The 22216-nt window shown below is 61.8% G+C and carries 19 protein-coding genes; 5 read left to right on the forward strand and 14 right to left on the reverse strand.

Annotation, left to right across the window (positions count from 1 at the left end; genetic code table 11):
* Positions 1–10: 10 nt before the first annotated feature.
* Genes L6639_RS03240 through L6639_RS03250 form a run of 3 tightly spaced genes read left to right on the forward strand, consistent with a single transcriptional unit; the run spans position 11 to position 4695 of the window.
* Positions 11–1255, forward strand: a complete 1245-nt coding sequence (locus L6639_RS03240; protein ID WP_237858874.1) for an ABC transporter substrate-binding protein — start codon at positions 11–13, stop codon at positions 1253–1255.
* 27 nt (positions 1256–1282) lie between these two features.
* Positions 1283–2158: a branched-chain amino acid ABC transporter permease gene (locus L6639_RS03245; RefSeq protein WP_237858875.1), complete on the forward strand. Its 876-nt coding sequence runs from the start codon at positions 1283–1285 to the stop codon at positions 2156–2158.
* Complete coding sequence (locus L6639_RS03250; RefSeq protein ID WP_237858876.1) at positions 2155–4695, forward strand: branched-chain amino acid ABC transporter ATP-binding protein/permease; 2541 nt, start codon at positions 2155–2157, stop codon at positions 4693–4695. The genes L6639_RS03245 and L6639_RS03250 overlap by 4 nt, the downstream gene beginning before the upstream one ends.
* Positions 4696–4864: 169 nt before the next feature.
* Here the strand turns inward: L6639_RS03250 and L6639_RS03255 are convergent, their stop codons facing one another.
* The 8 genes from L6639_RS03255 to L6639_RS03290 all read right to left on the reverse strand — a co-directional run bounded on the left by L6639_RS03255 (position 4865) and on the right by L6639_RS03290 (position 13378).
* Positions 4865–5602 carry an ABC transporter ATP-binding protein gene (locus L6639_RS03255; RefSeq protein WP_237858877.1) on the reverse strand — a complete coding sequence of 246 codons (738 nt, stop codon included), beginning with the start codon at positions 5600–5602 and terminating at the stop codon, positions 4865–4867.
* Positions 5592–6332: an ABC transporter ATP-binding protein gene (locus L6639_RS03260; RefSeq protein WP_237858878.1), complete on the reverse strand. Its 741-nt coding sequence runs from the start codon at positions 6330–6332 to the stop codon at positions 5592–5594. The genes L6639_RS03255 and L6639_RS03260 overlap by 11 nt, the downstream gene beginning before the upstream one ends.
* Positions 6329–7288, reverse strand: coding sequence for a branched-chain amino acid ABC transporter permease (locus L6639_RS03265; RefSeq protein ID WP_237858879.1), 960 nt, complete (start codon positions 7286–7288; stop codon positions 6329–6331). Before L6639_RS03265 ends, L6639_RS03260 begins: the two co-directional genes overlap by 4 nt.
* Entirely contained in the window at positions 7285–8166 is an 882-nt protein-coding gene (locus tag L6639_RS03270) for a branched-chain amino acid ABC transporter permease (RefSeq protein ID WP_237858881.1), read from the reverse strand. Before L6639_RS03270 ends, L6639_RS03265 begins: the two co-directional genes overlap by 4 nt.
* Positions 8167–8276: 110 nt before the next feature.
* Positions 8277–9560 carry an amino acid ABC transporter substrate-binding protein gene (locus L6639_RS03275; RefSeq protein WP_237858882.1) on the reverse strand — a complete coding sequence of 428 codons (1284 nt, stop codon included), beginning with the start codon at positions 9558–9560 and terminating at the stop codon, positions 8277–8279.
* Positions 9561–9624: 64 nt separating this feature from the next.
* Entirely contained in the window at positions 9625–12018 is a 2394-nt protein-coding gene (locus L6639_RS03280) for a xanthine dehydrogenase family protein molybdopterin-binding subunit (protein WP_237858883.1), read from the reverse strand.
* Positions 12015–12500 (reverse strand): (2Fe-2S)-binding protein, encoded by a 486-nt coding sequence (locus L6639_RS03285; RefSeq protein ID WP_237858884.1) that lies wholly within the window; start codon positions 12498–12500, stop codon positions 12015–12017. Before L6639_RS03285 ends, L6639_RS03280 begins: the two co-directional genes overlap by 4 nt.
* Positions 12497–13378 carry an FAD binding domain-containing protein gene (locus L6639_RS03290; protein WP_237858885.1) on the reverse strand — a complete coding sequence of 294 codons (882 nt, stop codon included), beginning with the start codon at positions 13376–13378 and terminating at the stop codon, positions 12497–12499. Before L6639_RS03290 ends, L6639_RS03285 begins: the two co-directional genes overlap by 4 nt.
* Before the next feature lie 171 nt (positions 13379–13549).
* Here L6639_RS03290 and L6639_RS03295 point away from each other — a divergent pair, with 171 nt between their 5' ends.
* Together L6639_RS03295 and L6639_RS03300 are read left to right on the forward strand one after the other, a co-directional pair.
* Complete coding sequence (locus tag L6639_RS03295) at positions 13550–14656, forward strand: LLM class flavin-dependent oxidoreductase (RefSeq protein ID WP_237858886.1); 1107 nt, start codon at positions 13550–13552, stop codon at positions 14654–14656.
* A 5-nt stretch (positions 14657–14661) separates the two neighbouring features.
* Positions 14662–15537 (forward strand): polysaccharide deacetylase family protein, encoded by an 876-nt coding sequence (locus L6639_RS03300; protein WP_237858887.1) that lies wholly within the window; start codon positions 14662–14664, stop codon positions 15535–15537.
* Between the two features lie 58 nt (positions 15538–15595).
* Here L6639_RS03300 and L6639_RS03305 read toward each other — a convergent pair whose 3' ends face one another.
* From L6639_RS03305 to nosZ, 6 genes are read right to left on the reverse strand one after another with little or no spacing between them, the layout of a single operon-like run.
* The gene (locus L6639_RS03305; protein WP_237859423.1) at positions 15596–16594 is read right to left on the reverse strand and encodes an FAD:protein FMN transferase; all 999 of its coding nucleotides are present in this window, start codon (positions 16592–16594) and stop codon (positions 15596–15598) included.
* 11 nt (positions 16595–16605) lie between these two features.
* Positions 16606–17133 (reverse strand): nitrous oxide reductase accessory protein NosL, encoded by a 528-nt coding sequence (locus tag L6639_RS03310; protein ID WP_377802685.1) that lies wholly within the window; start codon positions 17131–17133, stop codon positions 16606–16608.
* A gap of 20 nt (positions 17134–17153) precedes the next feature.
* A complete protein-coding gene (locus L6639_RS03315) occupies positions 17154–17981 on the reverse strand; it encodes an ABC transporter permease subunit (RefSeq protein WP_237858891.1) in 828 nt (275 codons plus the stop codon).
* The gene (locus L6639_RS03320) at positions 17978–18889 is read right to left on the reverse strand and encodes an ABC transporter ATP-binding protein (protein ID WP_237858892.1); all 912 of its coding nucleotides are present in this window, start codon (positions 18887–18889) and stop codon (positions 17978–17980) included. The genes L6639_RS03315 and L6639_RS03320 overlap by 4 nt, the downstream gene beginning before the upstream one ends.
* Positions 18886–20247 (reverse strand): nitrous oxide reductase family maturation protein NosD, encoded by a 1362-nt coding sequence (locus tag L6639_RS03325; RefSeq protein WP_237858893.1) that lies wholly within the window; start codon positions 20245–20247, stop codon positions 18886–18888. The genes L6639_RS03320 and L6639_RS03325 overlap by 4 nt, the downstream gene beginning before the upstream one ends.
* A 13-nt stretch (positions 20248–20260) precedes the next feature.
* Positions 20261–22210: a TAT-dependent nitrous-oxide reductase gene (nosZ, locus tag L6639_RS03330; protein ID WP_237858894.1), complete on the reverse strand. Its 1950-nt coding sequence runs from the start codon at positions 22208–22210 to the stop codon at positions 20261–20263.
* Between the last annotated feature and the right edge of the window lie 6 nt (positions 22211–22216).

Here is a 22216-nt window from a genome sequence, read left to right on the forward strand (position 1 = left end):
GGAGATAGAGATGATCCGCACGAACCGACGGACATTGCTAAGGACGGGCGCTGCCTTTGCAGGCGCCGCCACACTTGGGTTTCCCGCAATCGTGCGGGCCGAGGCCGAGAAGATCCGGATCGGGCACCTGACGCCGCTCACCGGATTCCTCGGCGTGATCGGCAGCTACGCGCAGCTAGGAGTGAAGCTCGCGGCGGAAGAGATCAACGCGTCCGGCGGCATCCTGGGCAAGCCAATCGACCTCCTCTCGGAAGACTCGATCAACCCCGCGACCGCCGCGACCAAGGCGCAGCGCATGCTGGAGCAGGACGGTGCGGTGGTCTTGCTGGGGGAGATTTCGTCCGCATCCTCGCTGACCATCATGCAGGTGGCCGAGCGCAACAAGAAGGTGTTCTTCTCGACCGGCGCGCGCTCGGACGCGCTGCGGGGCAAGAGCTGCAACAAATACTCGTTCCACTGCGACATCCCGAACACCGTGATGGTGAACGCGGTCGGCACGGCCCTGTCGCAACAGGGCATGGTGAAGGGAAAGAAGTTCTTCACACTCACGGCGGACTATATTTTCGGGCACGATCTTCTGAAGGCTGCAAAGATATTCTTCAGTACGCACGATGCGAACTTGATCGGCGACGAGCTGATCGCGACGGATGTCACCGATTTCAGCCCGTATCTGCTGAAAGTACGGCAGGCCAAACCCGACGTGGTCTGCTGCAATCTCGCCGGCAACCAGGTGACGAACCTCGTCAAGCAATATGCCGAGTTCGGCTTCCCTTACCCGCTGGTCGGATTCAATCTCAACACCGGCGATGCCTGGGCCGCGGGCGCGGGTAATCTCAGCGGCACCTGGCCGACGGTCTGGTATCACACGCTCGACAATCCGGCGTCGAAGGCCTTCGTCGCTTCCTTCACCAAGAAGTACGGCAAGCCGCCGGAGAACCATGCCTGGATCGACTACATCACGCTCAAGCTGCTGGCGGAAGCGATCAACTCGACAAAGTCGACCGCGAGCGACGAGCTGATCGCCTATTTCGAGAAGCAGGCGCAGTTCGACATCGGCAAGGCGCGCAAGGCCTACTTCCGCTCCTGGGATCACCAGCTGGTGCAGGAGGCCTATCCGTTCACGGTCAAGCCGAAAGACCAGATGAAGGACCAGTGGGACATGCTGGTGCTGGGCGATGCGGTTCCGGCGGCCAACGATCCGCTGGAGACGATCTACCCGACGAAGGAACAGAACCCCTGCGAGATGAAGGCCTGACGCGCCCGCGCGCGGCAAGGACGCAACATGCAGTTCGAGTTCTTGCTGGAACAGGTGGTGAATGGCCTCGTGCTCGGAGGCTATTACTTGCTCATCGCGCTGGGGCTGTCGCTGATCTTCTCCGTTGGCGGCATCGTCAACCTCGCGCATGGCGCCTTCTATGCGCTCGGCGCTTACATCTGCGTCGAGCTGACGAAGCGTCTCGGCTTCGGTCCCTCCTTAGCGATCTCGCCGCTCGCGGTCGCCCTGCTCGGCATTCTCTTTGAACGCTTCATCCTGCGCCGCTTCTACACGGCCGACCCGATTCTCAGCCTGCTCGTAACCTTCGGCCTTGCGATGGTCGCGGAACAGGCGATCCGCATGATCTGGGGCGCGGCGCCCGTCTCGACCGAGATCCCGCAGGGCTTTCGCGGCTCGGTGATCGTCGGCGACTTCCTGTTCTCGCGCTATCGGCTGCTGATCCTCGGCGTAGTTGCGGCGATCATGGTCGGCGTCTGGCTGCTGTTGCACAAGACTTCGTTCGGACGTGTCGTGCGCGCCGGCATCCAGCGGCCGGACATGGTCGCGGCGCTCGGCATTCGCCTTCAGCCCTACATGACCGCGATCGTGATGCTCGGCGTCGGGCTTGCCGCGCTCGGCGGCGCGTTCTTCGCGCCGATCACGACGGTACACCCTGCGATGGGCGCCGAGATCATGACCATAGCCTTTGTCGTCGTCGTGATCGGCGGGCTCGGCAGTTTCTGGGGCGTGCTCATCGCCGCGCTCCTCGTCGGCGTCGTGCGCGGTATCGCCATCCACTTTGAGCCGGCCGCGGGTGAAGCCTCGATCTACATCCTGATGTTCCTGGTGCTGTTGGTTCGGCCGCGGGGGCTGCTCGGCGAACGCATCGAGAAGTTCGAATGAGGAATGCCTCGACCATCGACCGGCTGAGGCCGCTGCTGATCGCGACCGCCGCGGTCATCGCGCTGCCGTTCCTGCTGCGCGCGCTCGACCTGTCACTCAACACCGGTACCTGGATGCTTGGCCTCGCCGTCGCCACGATGGGGCTCAATCTCTGCATCGGCTATACCGGCCTCGTCTCGTTCGGCCACAGTGCCTGGTTCGGCGTCGGCGCCTATGCGGCCGGGTTGATTCAGTTGCGTTTCTTCCCCGGCGAGATCTGGCTGCCGCTGTTGGGATCGATGGTCGTCGTCGCCATCGCATCCACCGTGACGGGCGTCCTGATCCTGCGCCGGCGTGGCGTCTATTTCTCGCTGCTGACGCTGGCGCTCGCAGCGCTCGTCTACACCACCGCCTTCCGCTGGACGAGCCTTACCGGCGGCGAGGACGGGCTCGGCGGGCTGCAGCGCGGCGGCATCGGACCAGTCGGCTTTGACAGCGCGCTCAACTACTACATCATGGTCGCGGCAACCGGCCTCGCGGTGCTCTACGTCCTGATGCGTCTGGTGCGCTCGCCGTTCGGGCATGTGCTGGTTGCGATCCGCGAGAACCAGTTGCGCGCGAACTTTCAAGGCTATCCCGTCGAGCATTACAAGCTCGTGGTGTTTGTCGTCTCGGCGGTCGTCACGGGCCTCGCTGGTGCGCTAATCGCGTTCTTGAACTATCTGGTCTCCGCCGAAGCCGTCTCGGTACCGTTCGCCGGAGAGCTGTTGGCGATGGTCGTGATCGGCGGCATGCGTAGCCTGCTCGGCCCCGCGCTCGGCGCTGTGTTCTTCATCCTGTTCCGAGAATTGTTCTCGATCTGGACGTCGGACTGGCTGTTCTGGTTCGGCCTCACCTTCGTGGCCTTCGTGATGTATTCGCCCGGCGGCCTCGTCGGCATCGGCGCGTTGATCATGCGACGCGTGCGTCCGCCTGCCGAGGAGACGGCCGCGATGAGCCGACGCAAGATCTATGACGGCCTGCCGCTGCCCGACTTCCTGCGGCCGGATACGTTGACGGGAACGGTGCTGGAGGTCAGCCACGTCTCGCGAAAGTTCGGCGGCATCCGCGCCGTGGAGAATGCCAGCCTCAAAGTCGCCGCCGGCGAAATCCACGCACTGATTGGGCCGAACGGCGCCGGCAAGACGACGCTGTTCAACCTGGTCTCCGGGCTTTACGCACCGGACCAGGGCACGATTCGTCTTCAGGGGCGCGACATCGCCGGGGTGCCAGCGAACCTTATCTGTCATCAGGGGCTGGCGCGCTCGTTTCAGATCACCAATCTGTTCCGCGGGCTCTCGATCTACGAAAACCTTCGCCTGTCGCTGCAAGCACGGCGCGCCATGCAGTTTGACATCTGGAACGATGTCGATGCCTACGGAGATATTCACGCGGAGACCGCGGCGCTGGTCAAATTCCTCGGCCTCGAAGGCATCGAAGAGATCGAGGGCGGCGAGCTCTCTTACGGCGGGCAGCGGCTGGTTGATCTCGGCATCGCGCTCGGCTCGAAGCCGCAGGTGTTGCTGCTCGACGAACCGCTCGCCGGCCTTGCCGCAGCCGAACGCGAGCGGGTGTCGAACCTCGTCAAGAACATCGCAGCTAACATCCCCGTGCTGATCGTCGAGCACGACATCGATCGTGTGCTCGGCTTCTCGCAGGTGGTCACCGTGATGAACCAGGGCGAGGTCCTGATGTCCGACTGCCCCGGCGCGGTCAGGGCCGATCGGCGGGTGCAGGAGATCTATACCGGCAAGGGCATTCCAGCCGTCGAACATCGGCGCGGTGACACGCCTGACAGCGACCGCGCAACCGTGCTGCGGCTCGATCGCGTCAACACGTTCTACGGCAAGAGCCACATCCTCAACGACGCTGCGCTCGACGTGCGCGAAGGCGAGATCGTCGCACTGCTCGGGCGCAATGGCGCGGGCAAATCAACGCTCCTGAAGACCATTGCCGGCCTCGTGCCGGCGGCGACCGGTAGCATCGCCTATCGTGGCGACGACATTGCCAGCCTCCCCGCACCTGACATCGCCCGTCGCGGCGTCGGCTATGTACCGCAGGGGCGCGGCCTGTTCGCCGGCATGACGGTGCGCGAAAACCTCGCGCTTGGGCGCCTCGCGCGCAAAACCGACGGCAGTGATGGCGTGGTCTGGGACGAAGAGCAGATCCTGCAGTATTTCCCACGTCTCAAGGAACGGATGAATATTGGAGCCGACTATCTCTCCGGCGGCGAGCAGCAGATGGTCGCGGTCGCCCGTGCGATGTCCGGCAATGTGCGCCTGCTGCTGCTCGACGAGCCGTTCGAGGGGCTAGCCCCTGCGGTGACGCTGGAGCTGTTCAAAGTTTTCGACCAGCTCCGCCGACAGATGTCGATTGTGATCGTCGAGCACAATCTCGATCTCGTGCTCGCACTAGCCGACCGCGTCTTCGCGCTGGAACACGGCGCGGTGTTCCACCAGGGCCCCGCTGCGCCGCTGCTCAACGATCTGAGCTACCGCAAGCAAATCCTGTGGCTGTGAGGGCTTACTCCTAGTTGACTTCGACACTAATTGCCGCTGCGCAAACTCCTCATCTTCCCTTGATTCCGGCGCATATCGAACCCCACCTTCGACTTTACTGCGTGGTAGGGCCGGGGACGCGACGCTGCGCGCAAAAACGGCGCGTGAGTTTGCCTCGATCAGGCAACAATCACGCGGCGCCGCTAAGATAGAGCCGCTTGACGATATCGTTGCCCCGCAATTCGTCCACCGAGCCGGCCGACACAACGATCTCACCATGGACAATGATATAGCCACGGCTGGCGATCCGGATCGCCTGATTGAAGTTCTGCTCCGCCATCAGCACCGTCAGGCCGAGATGCTGATTGAGCTCACCTATCTTGGTGATCGTCTGCGAGACCAGGAGCGGTGAGAGACCCACCGAAGGTTCGTCGACCAATAACAACCGTGGTGATGACATCAGGGCACGTGCAATCGCCAGCATCTGCTGTTGCCCGCCCGACATGGTGCCCGCCAGTTGCCCCTGCCGCTCCTTGAGAACGGGAAACGTCTCGAAAGCGACCGCCAGGTTGCGGTCTATATTGCGCCTGGCGGCCTTGCGGAACGCACCGAGCATCAGGTTTTCCAGCACGGTCAACCGAGGGAACAACCGCCGGCCTTCTGGAACCATCGCTACGCCGAGGTCGACGATGTCTTCGGTCGAAAGACGGGACAGATCGTGCGCGGCTCCGTCAATCGTCAATGAGATGACGCCACGTTGCGACCGCACCAGGCCCGCGATGCACTTCATGAGCGTGCTCTTGCCGTTGCCGTTGGTGCCGAGCAAGGCAACGGTTTCGCCGGCCTCAACATGGAGCGAAACGCCGCGCAGCGCCTTCACAGCGCCGTAACCCGCATCGAGGTCATTGATGGCAAGGCTAAGTGCCAAGATAGGCCTCCTGCACCCGTTTGTCGGCCATGACTTCGGACGGCGCTCCGATTGCGATGATCCGGCCGGCATCAAGACACATGACGCGCTCAGAGAAGCGCATCACTGCCTGCATGATGTGCTCAATCATGATGATGGTGATGTCCCGGCTTGCAAGGCTCAACAGCAGGTCCAACACCTCGTCGACTTCCGAGCTGGAAAGACCCGCCATGGCCTCGTCCGAAATCAGCAGCTTGGGGTGCGTTGCCATCGCACGCGCGAGCTCCATCTTGCGTAATTCCACCTGACTGAGCTGCGTGGCCAAGACGTTGACCTTCGACCCTAGCCCCATTTGATCCAGGATCGACATCATGGTGTCCCGGCGCTGCGTCACAGACACGTGCTCGTGCGCGGCGAAGTCGAGTGCGACCATGAGATTTTCGGCAACCGTCATGCTCCGGAACGGCCGCGGAATCTGGAAGCTGCGGGCAATCCCGCGGCGCGTGCGCAGGTGCGGCTGGAGCGGCGTAATGTCCTCATCGCGAAACAGGATGGTGCCGGGTTCAGTGCGAAACGCCCCGGAAATGCAGTTGATCAGGGTTGTCTTGCCCGAACCATTCGGACCGATCAGGCCGAACCGCTCGCCGGGCCGAATATCGACGCTGACACGGTGGAGCGCTGTGAACCCGCCAAAGCGCTTCGTGAGCGCGCAAATCCGTAGCAGCGGCGCCTGGGTCTCGGAGAGGGTCATATCTCACCCTCCTTTCGGTGGCCGCGCAGCTTATTGATCAGGCCGACGATACCCTCCGGGGCGCCCACGACGAACAGCACCAGCATCAAGCCAAGCACCAGCAAATTAACTTCCGACGAGATTGTGACGGTCAGCACTTGCTGCGTCGTGCCCAGCAGGATCGCACCGATGATGGGTCCTGCCCAATGCGCGGTTCCACCGATCAGCGACATCGCCAACGTCGTGACGGAGTAATTGAGATTGAACGCCGACCCGGGGTCCGCGTATTGCAGGTACATCGCAGCGGGGGCGCCGATGGCGCACATCAGCGCCCCTGAGATCACGCAGGCGAGCAGCTTCAACCGCAAGGTCGGCACGCCCGAGCATTCGGCCGCAAGTTCGTCGTCCCTGAGCGCCTGCAAGCCGCGGCCGATCCACGAGTTCTGGATGTAGCGCGAGATCGCAACCGCCAGGACCACGAGGACGGCTTGGACGAAGAATAGCATCTGCACATAGCTGTCGAACGGCGAAGTCACCGCTGGCCGCTGGATCTGAATACCCGCCGCTCCACCGACATATCGCCAGTTCGTGATCGTCGTCTCGATGACGATCGTCAACGCAATCGTCGCGATCGAGAAGAAGATGCCCTGCATGCGAAGCGTCAGAAGACCGAGCGCGAGCCCCATGAGCGCGCCGACCGCGGCGCCCGTCAGGATCTGAAGGGGAAGCGGCGCGCCAAAGGCACTCACCATAAACACCGAAGCATAGACACCAACGCCGTAAAACGCGCTAGTGCCGAAATTCACATACCCAGCATAACCGCCAAGGATACTCCAAGCGACGGCGAGCGCGATGGACTGCAGGATGACGTAGCCCGCGAAGAACGGATATTGGTTTGCGACGACCTGCGTCATCACAAGGACGGCAGCGAGAAAGACGACCGCTCCGATCCAGAAAGCAATGTCGTTGCGTTTCATGATCGCCTGCCAAACAGGCCCTGTGGCCGTACAGCCAGAATGCCGAGCAACATCGCAAAGGATATCGCCGGAGCCCAGGAGGCGCCGAACAGGGTAAGGACAATCGACTCGGCAACGCCCAGAATGATGGCGGCGACGAGTGTGCCTCCGAGGCTGCCGAGCCCCGCCATCACCACGACGCAGAATGTTCGTCCGATATAGGCGCGGTCGAGCGTCGGATCGACAGGAGCGACGATGATGAGCAACGCACCGGCGATCCCGAGCACGGCCGTGGCGATGCCGAAGGCCCATTGCTTGACCTTGATCGGGTTGGCGCCCATCAACCGCAGCGCCTCCTGATCTTGCGCCACCGCGCGGATGGCGCGGCCCATGAAGGTCCGCGACAGATATAACGTGAGCAACATGGTCAATGCAGTCGCGACAGCGAAGGCAACGAGAAGCCGGTACGGAACGCGGATATCACCGAGCCGCCATGCCTTGCCGATATAGCTGGCGGTGACGGAGCGTTGATCGACGCCGAATTGCAGAATGATCAGCACCTCGATGATGAAGGCGATGCCGAAGAAGAAGGCAATGCCGCGCACGCTGGCGTCGCTGCCCCGCTTCTCGAACGTCTCGTAGTACAGGCGATACGCCGCAAGCCCTAGCAGGAAGAATATCGGCGTGATCAGCAGCCCGGCAACCAGTGGATCAACCGCATAGTTCTCGTTTAGGAAATACACCGCATAGGACGCCAGCACCAGAAACGCCGGATGCGCGACATGGGGAACATCGAGCAATCCAAACGATACGGACAGCCCGAGGCTGACCGCTCCGTAAAAGCAGCCGAGCAGCACCCCGATCACCACCGCATCGAGCAGCAGATCCAGTGAAAACAATTGCGGTCCCCCTTAGCCCGGCTCAAGAAGCGCTCCCGAACGGCCCGCGCTGGTATTCGAACTTACGAGCCCGGGACGACATTTTCCCGGGCAGCCTCGACATGCGTCGCCTATGTCCGCGCCGCCTCAAACGGAGCCACCAGCTCGCCGGACTTTAGATTGTCAGGAAACAGGATCACCTGTTTGCCCGCGCTACGAAACTGTTCGATGTTCTTGTCCACGATGCCACGGAACTGAGCCTGCAGCACTGCTGTTTCCTTACGCTCGCCATCGGCCGAAAACGCGATCGGACCCACGATGGTCTTGTGTGTGTTTTCGCGCAGATGCTTTGCGAGTGCTTTTTGATCCAGCGATCCCACGGCACTGATGGCCTGCTCGGTGAGCTGGCCGCTGGCATAGCCGAACGGCGCCAGATAATAGCCGAGCGGGTCGATCTTCGCTTCCACAGCCCGCTTGGTGTACTTGTCGAAGAACTCCTTGGTTCCCTCAAAGTACATGCTTTTCTCGGGAAGCCAGGTGTTGTAGTTGACAACGCCGTTGAGCAGCGAGCCCATATTCTCCATCACGGCGCCAAACTGAAGGCCGACCATGCCGCCGCCGAAAACCTTGACGCTGTCGCCGATGCCGATCTCGTTGACGGCACGCAGGACGCCGGTCGAGTCCGGCGGATAGGACGCGACGTAAACGATGTCGGGCTTGGTCGCCTTGAGCGCGCGGATGATGCTGGAAAACTCAACCGTGTTTGGCGGATAGGCCTGGTCGAACACGATCGGCAAGTTGCGCTTGGTCGCGACCTCGCGCGCGGTCTTCGCCAGATTCTGCGCGAATTCCTGGTCAGCCGAAAGCAGCGCCATGGATTTGCCGCCGGCCTTCTGGCCGATATCGAGATACGAGGTCGCCCAGCTGTCAGCTGGTCCCCACGGGGCATTGTTGAACCACATATCGTGGCCGACCTTGCTGTTGACCTGGAAAGAGAAGTTGCCGATCAGCAGAAGCCCACGCTGTTTGACCATCGGCATGATCGGCGCCGTCGGTACCGTCGCGTAGGGCGCGAACAAGAGATCGACCTTGTCGATATCGATCAGCTTCGAATAGATCGCTGGCGTCTCCGAGGCGCTCGACTTGTCGTCATAGACCACCAACTCCACCTTGCGGCCGCCAAGCAGCCCACCTTTGGCGTTGACGTCGTCCCGCCAGATCTCGATGCCGAGCAGCGACGCCTTGCCGCCGCCCGCGAGGCCACCGGTTTGCGGCATGCTCATGCCAATCTTGATCGGAGCCGCTTGCGCCTGCAACAGGTTTGCACCGAGCGGCGAAGCAGCAATCGCTGCACCCGCGGACGCCAACAGGCGACGACGCGAGATCGATCCTGGCTTGGACACCTTCTTCGACATAAGCAGTTTCCTCCCTGGTATATTGTTGTTTGGCGTGATCTTGTTTGGCCAGCAGCGCCCCTCGTCAGATTTTCTTCAGAGCCGTCAGGATAACCTGCGGTGTCAGGGGAATCTCGGTAATTATTGTTTCGAACGGTGTGAGCGCGTCGTTGACCGCGTTGGTCACCGCCGCTGCCGCCCCGGCGGTGCCCGCCTCGCCCGCGCCCTTGGCGCCGAGCTCGGACTCGCGCGTCGGCGAGACCACATGGCCGACGTCGATATCGGGCATTTCGCCGGACATCGGCACCAGATAATCGGCCATGTTGGCATTGGTGAGCTGTCCGCGATCGTCATAGATGCATTTTTCAAACAGCGCCGCGCCGAGCCCCTGCACCACTCCGCCCCTGATCTGCTCGTCGACCAGTTGCGGGTTGATGATGGTGCCGCAATCCTCGACCACCCAATGCCTCAGCAATTTGACGAAGCCGGTGTCGGTATCGACCTCGACCCAGGCGGCCTGAACGCCGTTGGTGAAGGCAAACGGATACTCCCGGGGAACGAAGTGCCTCGTCGCCATCAGTTCGGGCTGGATGCCTGGCGGCAAGGTGTCGGGACGGAAATAGACGATGCGCGCGAGCTCGTTCAAATCGATGCGCGGCGTACCGTCGCTAGCGCTAACTACTACATTGTTCACGATATCGAGCTCGGCCGGGCTCGCTTGCAGGATGGCGGCGGCCACATCGAGGATATTTTGGCGCAGGACCTTTGTCGCCTGCAACGCCGCCTCGCCGCCAATGCCAGCACCGCGCGACGCCCAGGTGCCGCCGCCGTAAGGCGTCATGTCGGTATCACCGAGGACGACGCGGACGCGGTCCATGGAAACGCCGAGTACACTGCCCACGATTTGCGCCGTGAGCGACTCCGAGCCCTGCCCCTGTTCGGTGATGCTAGTCAGGCAGATCACCGAGCCTTGTGCATCTAACCGCACCGCGACGCCGTCCTGGGATGATATCCTGGCTCCGCCAACCCCGTAGAACGCAGCGCTCGGATTGGTCACCTCAATGAAGCTCGCTATGCCGATGCCGCGAAAGATGCCGTCCTTGCGCAACCTGGCCTGCTCGGACCGCAGCGCCTGGTAGTCCATCATCTCGACGATCTTGGTCAGCGACGCGTGATGCGACAACTGCTCGAACCGCAGCCCCGATGGCGAGGTACAGGGGTAAGCGTCGTCAGCGATCAGATTGCGGCGGCGGATCTCCACCGGGTCCATGCCGATTTCCAGCGCGGCAAGATCGACCAGCCCCTCCGTCACCGAACAGGCAATGGGATGGCCGACCGCACGGTACTGGCACATCACATTCTTGTTCTGAAATACCACCCGCGCCCGCGCTCGATAATTCTTGTTGCTGTAGGGGCCGCCGACGAGGTTAACGACCTGGTTGGCCTCGATGGCGCTGGTGCGCGGATACATCGAATAGGGACCGATCCCGGTCAAATCGTCGATCTCGAACGCCGTGATGGTACCGTCGCGCTTAATTCCGATCTTGCCCTTACAGCGATGATCGCGGGCGTGGATGTCGGTATTGAAGCTCTCGACGCGATCAGCCACGAATTTGACGGGGCGACGTAGCATCTTCGCCAGCGCATAGGTCGCCATCTCGTCGGCGTAGATGTGCACCTTGATGCCGAAGGAGCCGCCGACATCCTTGCAGACGACGCGAACCTGAGAATCCCGCAGCCCCAGATGCAGCGCCGCGATGTTCTGCACCATGTGCGGGGCCTGGGTGCCCTGATGGATCGTGAGCCGCGCTTCGGCGGCATTCCAACTGGCAACGACGGACCGCGGCTCCAGTGTCACGCCGGTGTGCCGGCCGAAGACGAAATCGGCTTCCACCACCGCATCGGATTCGGCAAAGGCCTGATCCACGGCGCCTGCCTCGTGAATACGCTCGAACGCGAGATTGTCGCCGAGCGAAGCATGAATGATCGGTGTCGCCGGATCCAGCGCCGTGCGCATGTCGGTGGCAGCTTCGAGCTCCTCGTACTGGACCGCAACATGTTCCGCGGCATCCTCGGCCGCCGCGCGGCTCGTCGCCACGATGGCCGCCACCGCCTCACCCTGCCAGCAGACCCGACCGACGGCGATCGCCGATTGCGGCGCGGATTTCAGGCCCTTGAGATGCGAGAGAACGCCGACCCAAGGCGTGATGACGGCGGCAAGCTCCTCGCCCGTCACGACCGCGATCACGCCCGACATCTGCTTGGCCGGGGCGACATCGATGTTTACGATCTTCGCATGTGCATGCGGCGAGCGCAGGAACACGACATGCGCCATTCGCGGCAGCTCGAGATCGCTGACATAGCTGCCGCGTCCCTGCAGAAGCCGGTCGAGATTCGGCCGCGGCACCGTCTTGCCGATATAGGAGTTCGGCCGGTCCAGCACCGACAGCCTTTCGGGATTGGTGCGGATCGAGCTCATACCTTCAGCTCCATCCGCATCTGCGCCGTCGTTTCGACTGCGTCGATGATAGCCTGGTAACCGGTGCAGCGGCAGTAATTGCCCGAAAGATGCTCACGGATTTCGTCGCGTGCGGGCATCCGCTTCTCGCGCAACAGATCCTGCGCCGCCATCAGCATGCCCGGCGTGCAAAAGCCGCACTGCAGTGCATTGCGGTCGCGAAACGCCGCCTGCAGATCGGCGATCTCGCCGGAATCGGACAAGCCCTCGATCGTCTCGACTACGGTGTCGTTCGCTTGCACCGCCAGCATCAGACAGGAACGCACGATCTCGCCGCCGACGCGGACCGTGCAGGCGCCGCACACACCATGCTCGCATCCGAGATGCGTGCCCGTCAGTTTGAGATGCTCGCGCAGGAAATCCGCAAGGTTGAGCCGCGGCAGGACATGCGCTTCGACGCGCTCGCCGTTCACCGAGAGCGAGATCGCTACGGGAGCCGTCACGCAACGCCTCCAATTTGGAGATCCGGACGTTTCAGCAGCGAAGCCATACACCGCGTCAGCAATATTCGTGCGAGATGCCGGCGCATGGCCGGCGTCGCCTGCTGATCCTCATGCGGATCAAGCTCGTCTGAAAGCGCATCGGAGGCCTCAGCCAGTAGCGCCGGCGTGACGGTAACACCAGTCAGTTTGCCAGCGGCCTCCGCCAGAACGGGCCTGTCGCCGACAGCGAAATAGCCGAGCCGGAGGGCGGCGAACCGGTCGCCCTCCAGCACAGCCTGCGCCGCAAGGCCCGTGATCGCATAGTCGCCGTGCCGCCGGGCAAACTCCTGGAAGAAATGCGCCGAGCCACTGTCGGCCACCGGCAGTTCTACGGCGACCAGCAGGTCCTGCGGGGCGAGCTGCGTCTCGTAAATCCCTCTGAAAAACTCCTCCGCGGCGATCCGCCGCTCGCCGCCGGGCCCGCGCACCACGATGGAGGCACCCAGCGTCAGCATGCAGGCGGGCAGCTCGGATGCGGGATCGGCTTGCGCAAGGCTGCCGCCAATGGTCCCCCGGTTGCGAATTGCGGGGTGCGCGATATGCGCCACCGCGGCGGCAAGAAGCGGCGCGCATTTCACAATGTCGGATGATTTTAGGAGGTCGGCATGGCGGGTCAGCGCGCCGATGACGAGCGTCTCGCCCTCGATCACGATCCCGCGCAATTCGGCGAGTCCGCCGATATCGACAATCACCTCCGGCGCGACGAGCCGCAGATTCATTGCGGGAATCAGGCTTTGCCCGCCCGAAAGCACCCTCGCCTTCTCACCGTGGACGGCAAGCAGCTCCAGCGCATTAGCAACACTGGTCGCGCGTGCGTATGCGAAAGCCGAGGCTTTCATTCAGGCAAGTCCCTCCCCGGCCCTGCTCTTCTGCTTTTCACGAATTAGAGGGTCGGACTTTACAAAGGTCAAGCTACTTGATTTTGCAGTCCTATCGACTTTCGGACTTGCCCTGTTCGAGCTGCCGACGCACGCTCACGCCAAACAAGAATGTCGGGGAGCCGCAGAAACATGAAACTCGGGTTCTTCACGATGCCGATCCATCCCCTGGACAAGGATTGGCGGCAATCCTTGCAGGAGGACCGGGAAGCCTTCCTGCTGGCAGATGAGCTCGGATTTTCGGAAGCCTATGTCGGCGAGCACGTCACCGATCGCGCCGAAAACATCACGTCTTGCATCGCTTTCATCGCCTGGCTTGCCGCCGCCACCAAGCAGATCAAGCTCGGCACCGGCACGGTCAACATGCCGAACAGCCATCCGGCCGCAATCGCCGCCTCCATCGCGATGCTCGACCACATGCTTGACGGCAGGCTGATCTTCGGCATCAGCCCGGGCGGCCTGCTGTCGGACGCCGAGCTGTTCGGTAATCTCGAGGCCGATCGCAATGCGATGTTTTTAGAGGCGATCAACCAGGTGCTGGCGATCTGGGACAGCAAGCCGCCCTATAATCTCGCGGGGAAATACTGGAACATCTCGGTCGAAAAAACCCTGATCGAGGACATCGGCCAGGGCTTTATCGCAAAGCCACTGCAGCGCCCGCATCCGCCGATCGTGGTCACTGCCGTCGCGCCCTTCTCCAAAGGCGTCACCGAAGCGGCAGCACGCGGCTGGGAACCGATTTCCGCCAACTTCCTGATGCCGGCCTGGGTGAAGAGCCACTGGCCGAAATATATCGAGGGCTGCGAGCGCGTCGGCCGTCCGGCCGATCCCGCCAACTGGCGCGTGGCCAAAAGCGTCTTCGTCGCCAAGGACGCCGCGACCGCCAAGGCTTATGCCACTGATCCGAATGGACCTTACGTCTATTACTATCGCTCGCTCTTTACCAAGCTGAAGCGAAATGGGCGCATCGAGCTGTTCAAGACCCGGCGCGACCAGCCCGACGACGAAGTGACGCTGGAGAGCATCTGCGAAAAACTCATTATCTACGGCACACCGGAGAGCGTCGCCGATCAATTGCTGGATTTCCAGGAAGAAGTCGGCAGCTTCGGCACATTCCTCTACGCCGGCAAGGACTGGCGCGACCGCGAGCTCGGCCGCCGCTCCATGATCCTGATGGCAGAGCAAGTCATGCCGCGCGTCAACGCCGCCTGCGCCCGAAGCCGCGACGCCGCAGGTTGAGCGCAATGGCTATCACCGATCGGATCCCCTATCTGGCGCAGGTCGATCGCCCGAAACTCAAGTTGCCCGGCGGTAAGCGGCTCGCCGTCTGGGTCATCCTCAATGTCGAGGAATGGCGGATCGAAAACGCCATGCCTCGTACTGTGCTGTCACCACCCATGGGGCAGCCGCTGTTGCCCGATGTGCCGAACTGGTCTTGGCACGAATACGGCATGCGCGCGGGTTTCTGGCGCCAGTTCAAGGCGCTCACCGAGCGTAATATCCCGGTAACGCTCGCCATCAACGGCAATGTCTGCAACTCCTACCCCCGTATCGCCGGCGCCGCGCTGGAAGCAGGCTTCGAGTTCATGGGCCATGGCTTCCTGCAGGGGCCGATGCACAAGCTCGACGACCAGGCCGACGCGATCAAGCGTGCGGTCGATACCATCTCCAAGTTCGCCGGCAAGCCGCCGCGCTCATGGGAGAGCCCGGGCCTCACTGAGACCGAGGCAACGCTCGACCTGCTCCGCCTTAACGGCATCGAATACGTCGCGGACTGGGTGATCGACGATCTGCCGCAGGAAATCGCCACTCCACACGGCACGATCACAACCATCCCCTATTCGGTGGAGACCAACGACATTGTCATTCATGCGCTACAGCATTTGCCGTCCGAGCAGTTTTTGAAACGCTGCACCGACCAGTTCGATCGCCTTTATCTCGAGGGCGCCGAGAATGCACGGGTGATGGCGATCTCAATCCATCCTTACATCACCGGCGTGCCACACCGGATCAAATATCTGGAGGCGCTGCTCGACCATGTCATCCGCCATGATGGCGTAGCCCTGATGACCGCAAGTGAAATCGGCGACTGGTACCGCGCCGAGATGGCGAGGACATAGCGCTGGTCGAGTTCGACTGGCTCGGATCCGGGGTCGTTCCGTGGCCTGAAACGATGTCTCACGCGCCACATACGGTCATACGACCATCTGCATCGATCAGGCGCGCCTGGACATTCGGACGGGCCGCGACGATATCCATAATTCGAGGAATGGCCATCAGACTAAACGCGGTCGAGAGGGCGTCTGCTTCGGTTGCGCTCGGCGCGACCACGCTGACCGTTCGATAGAGGGACGGACTGCATCCCGTTTTTGGGTCGAAGAGGTGCGTAAACCGACCGGCGATGTCGAACCGGAATCCAGCGCCGGCCGTTGTCGCGACGGCGCGGTCGACGAGATCAATCGTCTCAGTGAGCGCGCCAGGTCGGTCCGGGTCTGCGAGACCAACACGCCACGGCGCGCCCTCGGGTCGCCGCCCGATTGCGCGTATTTCTCCCATATTGACGAGGGTCGTCGACAAGCCCGCCATTCGCAGTTTCTCGACGACTTTGTCGGTCGCAAATCCCTGCGCGATGCCGTTCAGAGTAACCGCAGCGCCACGTTGCGTCAGAGCAATGCGATCTGGCCTCACCAGCAGCCCGCGGTGGCCGACCCTTGCCATCACTTCAGCAAGCTTCTCCTGCGGCGGGCCGCTCGGATCCGAATGCTCCGAAGAAAAATGGTCGGCATAGAGCCGCCATAGCGGTTGAACGGTTGGATCGAATGCGCCGCCGGTCAACTCGCCAAAGGCCAACGACGCATCCAGCAAAGCTACCATGTCCGGATCCGGCGCGACGAGAATGCCGGTGCGGTTGAGCGTGCATATCGCGGAGTCTTGACGATACAAGCTGAATTGCTGCTCCAGCCGGCGCACGTCGAGAAGACAGCTTTCGACCAATCGCGCGGCTTCGACACGGTCCGGATGATATATCTCCATCGAGACTTGAGCCCCGAGCGCCGAACCGTGCCAGCTGACCGCCTCTCCTGCTCGAGCGGTGCGGGAGCCGCTCACGAAAGCCGAACCGAGCGCCGTCGCCGTGATTGCTATCATCCGCCGCCGCGTGAGACCTGGATTGTGCATCATCGAGATCCTCAGTTGAGCCTGACATCGCCGCGATCATGTTCGACGGAGCCGCCCACTGTGTCACTCCCCAGCACGTAGGCGCCAGGAATTTCAGCGAGCGTCACCACTCGCCCACCATTGTCGGCAGCGAACCCATCGGCTGCCGAACGGTTGCCGAACGGCACCGCCTCCGCCGCACCCATGCCGCCTTGCTTGTGGCTTTGGATCACGAAAAACGCTTTCCGCGCGTCGATCCAGTTCGTCGCGCCGGGGTCGTCCCAACTCGCCGCGTGGCCCATGTCCGAGACGTAGATCGCCCGGATGTCACGCGGCTGATCCGGCATCAACGTGAACGCCACGGTATCGCGAACGGAGGTGAACCAAAACGGATCGATGCGACCCGCCGTGATGATCTGCCCCTTAGGTCCGGGATGCTCCATCAGGTTCATGCCGCAAAAGACGCCCATCGCATCACGGGTCAGGGGGAATGGTGCCGGCATGCTGGTGTTGCCCGCGTCCCGATTGCAGCCAACGAGAAGCAGCGCAGCGACGATCATCGCACCCACGGATCTTCGGGTCATAATTCCCTCCGTGCGAAGAAGGTTGTCGCAAGTCCGAGCGGCGCCACGATCCAGACCAGCAGCCCGAGCAACAGCGCCGTAATGCCGGTAGTCGCCGATCCAGACAGCCCGGCCATGCCGGAAAACTGGCTCACATTGAAGCCGGTGAGATTCGCCAGACGATAAAGATCAGTAGGATTGAGAAACAGAAGCCATTCCAGGACCGTTGCCGAGATACTCTGTCCCTGGTCGATCACCAGGATGCCAAGCAGCGCCATGTCGAACACCAACACCATCAAAAGCCAGATTCCGACCGACAGGCCCGCGGCGGTGCCGCGGTCACGGACCAGACTGCTGATCAGATATCCTATCGCCACGAATACGGCCCCAAGCATGATCGATGTTCCAAGCATCGAAGCGAAGGCGTACCAGCTTGCCGCTAGTACAGAGGCGCCGGTGATCGCGAGCGCGGCTGCGGCCGCGCCGTAACCGAGGATCGTCGCGAAGGCGAGGATCAGAACATGGCCGCAGAATTTGCCGAGAATGACCTGGCCGCGACCTACCGGGTAGCTCAGCAGCAGGATCATCGTGCCCCGCTCCATTTCGCCGACCACTGCATCGTGCGAGATTAGAAGTGCGATAAGCGGCAACAGAAAGATCGTCAGGCTGGACAGGCTGACAACCACCACGTCGAGGGCGCCGGCGCCTACATTGCCGGTCGGAGCGCTGCCGAGAAACGTCAGCGATAAGGCAAGAGCGGCCAGTAGCAGCGTGGTCGCCAATACCCAGCGGTTCCGCAGGCCTTCCTGGATCTCCTTGAAAGCGATGATTGCGACCGTCCTCATGCGGCCCGCTCCTGCGTCTTGAGAAAGTGTGCGTAGAGATCATCGAGGGTCGGCACCGCAATTTCGATATCTTTGACACGAGGATCGTTCGCAACCGCGCGCAACAGATCCATCTTCCCCTTTTCGTCAGCCACCAGCACGGTCCTGCGGCCCGCGGCTGAAATGGTTTTGTCCCCAATCGGAGCGGCAATTGCGTTATCGGTGCCGGCTGCTAGATCGAGCGAGACCCGGATCGGCAACTGCGAGAGCGAGCGAAGCTCCGCCAATGTGCCTTGCACGACCAGCCGGCCGCGGTTCATGATTAGAACATGCTCCGCGCGATCTTCGAGTTCGTTGAGCGCATGAGACGAAATCAGGACGGTGGCGCCCCCGTCCCGCAATTCGCTCAGAATCTCGTAAAATGTCTGCCGCAGTGCCGGATCGAGCCCCGTGGTCGGCTCATCGAGCAGCAGCACGCGTGGCTGCCCGAGCAGCGCTTGGGCCAGACCTAATCGCTGCCGCATGCCCTTAGAATAGGTTCCGACACGACGATCGGCGGCATCACTCAATCCGACGCGGTCGAGCAGCGCCCATGCCGAGGCCGGCCTGATCCGCTTCAGACGCGCATAGAACGCCAGCGTCTCGCGCCCCGTGAGGGCCGCGTTGAACGCGACGTTCTCAGGAAGATAGCCTAGAAGCTGGCGTGCCGAAAACTCGCCCGCCGCTGGATCCTGCCCCATCACGCGAATTTCGCCGCGGTCGGAGCGGATCAAACCGAGCATCAATTTGATCAGCGTGGTCTTGCCAGCGCCATTGTGGCCCACAAGCGCACTCAGCCGCCCGGGGACGAGAGCGAACGAGACGTCGCGGAGCGCACGCACGTTGCGATAGCTTTTGTCGACACCGGTCACCGACACGGTAGCGGTCATCTGGGACTCCGTTCGGGCGAGGGCTTCGGTGGCGGCGCGACCAGCGGATGGCTATCGACGACACCGCCGGGATAAAGAGCCGGGAACTGCGCCTGCGCCCAGCGCAAGACCTGCACCGCCGGGCTGTTGATCAAGACTTTGGCGGACGGCGCCGTCCACAGCACGCGATCGACCAGATCATTGGGCCGATAAGCGGTGTCGGCAATCCCGTCACCGTTCAGGTCGAACGCCGGGTTGTCGCTCCAGTAATTGCCACGACCACCCTTTGACCAGTCGAGATCGCGCGTACCGACGTATTTCACCTGGTTGCGATTGCCGACGAAGGCATTGCCGGAAATCTCGTTACCTTCCGAGCCGGCGGTGAAGTGGACGCCGATGCCGCAGTGTTCGAACCAGTTATTGCGGAACTTGTTGTGGTTGGTGTTGTAGATGAACACACACTTTTCCGGCCCGCTGCGGACGTCACGCGTCGGCGTTATGTCGAGGACCATCTCCTTTTCATCTGGCGCACCTTCGCTGCTGACTGCAACATTATTTTCCAGCGGTCCGCCAACGACTCGGTTGCCGTCGATCTCGGCGTAGTTGGCGTAGTTGAACAGTATCCCGTAGTCCCGGTCGCGATCCGAGATGTTGTTCCGGATCACCAGTCGGTTCGAATACATGATGGCATAGCCCACGGTATTACGGATGGAAACGTTGCCGAGGACCTCGCTGTCGTTGGTGTACATGTAGTGCACCGCGAAGCGCACCTGCTCGAAACGGTTGTTGATGAAATGGTCCTTGCGGCTGCTGATCGTGAAGATGCCGTCTCGGCCATAACGGAAGGTGTTTTCCGCGATGGTGACGTCAGGCGCGTTCCAGAGCGACACGCCATTCCCGCTCTCGCTGCGGCGGCCCTCGCGCAATCCTTCGATGACGTTGCGCTCGACGCGAGAGCCTGCTGCGCCGTGAACATAGATGCCGAACAGGTTTCCTTCCAGGCGGTTGTTTTCGATCACCGCACGCTCTGCGGTCTTCTCGAGAAATATCCCTGAATTCATGGCCTGAAGATCGCGGCCGGAGTCCCTGATGGTGATGCCGCGGATGGTGACTTCCGGTGCGGCCACAGTAATGACATTGCCGGAACCGACACCACTGAGTACGGCATCAGATCCTCCAGTCAAGACGAGCCGACGGTCAATCGTGATCCCACCCTTGTAAAGGCCGGGCTCTAGCTTGACGACGTCGCCTTCCTGCGCGCGGTCCAGCACCGCCTGGAGCGGCTGGTCCGCGACAGCTTTCAGCTCCGCCGCGGTGGCGGAACCAAGAACCCCGGCGGCAACGATAGCCGCCGGAATGAGTCGTTGCAGGAGGCGCACGTTCTGTCCTCGTTCAGACCATCTTGGGTTCGACAAACATCCGGCCCTTCATCTCCATATGCATGGCATGACAGAACCAGGAGCAGTAATACCAGTACACGCCGGGCCTATCCGCGGTGAACGAGACCGAGGCTGTCGCCATCGGCGCAACCTCCATCTGGATGCCGTAGTTCACGATGCAGAAGCCGTGAGTCAGGTCCTCTACGGCGTCGATGTTGGTGACATAGACGGTCACCTGATCGCCCTGCTTGACCTGGAAGGTCTCGAGGCCGAACGCGGGCGCGGTCGACGTCATGTAGACACGGACCTTGTTGCCGTCGCGGACCACCTTGGAGTCAGCTTCGAGATCGACCCCGTCGGCCTTCGCCTGCCTCACCGCATCCGCGAACATCGGATCGGCTCGGTCCCAGATCGAGATCGGGTTGATCTTGGAGCGATGAACGATCGTTGCATCGTGCGGCTCGGCGAAGCTCGGACCGTCGTGGACGAGAATCATCTTGTCACCCGATATGTCGATCAGCTGATCGTTCTCCGGCTTCAGCGGACCGACATTGAGAAAGCGGTCCTTGGAGAACTTGTTCAGGGAGATGAGCCACTTTCCGTCGGCTTCCTTGGTCTGGCCCATGGAGGAGTGGTTGTGACCAGGCTGATAGTGAACGTCGAGCTTCTGGATGATGGGATCGACCTTCTCGCCCTTGAAGGCGCGTTTTGCGAGGTCGATGTTCCACTTGCAGACTTGGCTGTCGAGGAACAGCGTCGTGTAGGCGTTGCCTTTGCCATCATAGGCGGTATGCAGTGGTCCGAGGCCAAGTTCTGGTTCGGCCACGACGACGTCGCGCGGCTTGATCTTGTCGTCGAACAACTGATCGAACAGCCGGACGTCCATCACCGTGACGGTCGGCGACAGCTTTCCAGCCGCGACGATATGGATACCATCGGGCGCGGTGTTCATGCCGTGCGGATTGTTCGAGACCGGGACGTAGCGCGTGTAGGGCGAGCCCTTGCGGCCATCGAGCACCGGAACGCCGTTCATTTCCTTGAAGTCGCCCTTTTTTACGCCCTCTTCGATCCGCTTGAGGTTGAAGATAACGACCCAATCCTGCTCCTTGGCCGTCATCTCGGCCAGATTCACGCCTTCCTCCGAATTGTAGCAAGTCGAGAATGCGTATTTGCCCTGGTAGTCGGCATCGACGTTGTCGAGATTGCCGTCGACGATCACCTGCCAGGCCACTTTCATGGTATCGCCGTCCAGAGCCGTGAAGATCGCATGGTATTCCTTCGGCTTGTCGAGCACCTTGCCGTCGTTCGGGAGCGGTACGCCGTCCTCACCGTTGCAGAACACGTATCCTGTGCGGGGATACTTTTGCACTCGAAGACCATGGACGGTATGCTGGTTAGGCAGCTCAATGATTTTGTCGCACTTCATCACGTCAAGGCGCACACGCGCGACCCGGGTATTGGCCTTGTCGTTCATAAAGGCGTATCGGCCGTCATAGGTACCATCGGTAAACGAGATATGCGGGTGATGCAGATCGCCGTTCATGAACGTGCCGCCGCGGTTCTTGAGCAATTCGCGGGTCGTTGGCTGCAACCCTTCAGTCAGCACCTTCAGACTTTCATTGGTCAGTCCCCATCCCGTAGCGCTGCAGCGATTGAACACGGGAACGCGCATCAGTTCGCGCATCGAGGGCAAGCCAACGATGCGCATTTCGCCGGATTGGCCGCTGGAAAAGAACACGTAGTATTCGTCCAATTCGCCTGGCGCCACCTCGGTCTTTTGCACCGCGGTCCGCGCCGCCGGCGCCCTTGGTGCCGCGTTGGTCTGCGCGTCCGCAGCCGCAACGAGGCCGCGGCCGTCGCTCGACAGGCCGACCCCGCCTGCAATGCCTACACCGGCAGCCGCAGCCGTGGTCCCCAACAACGTGCGTCGGCTGACGGATTTTCCATTCTTGTTCTCACTCATGATAGC

Source organism: Bradyrhizobium zhengyangense (assembly GCF_022012555.1).
Classification (GTDB): domain Bacteria; phylum Pseudomonadota; class Alphaproteobacteria; order Rhizobiales; family Xanthobacteraceae; genus Bradyrhizobium; species Bradyrhizobium zhengyangense.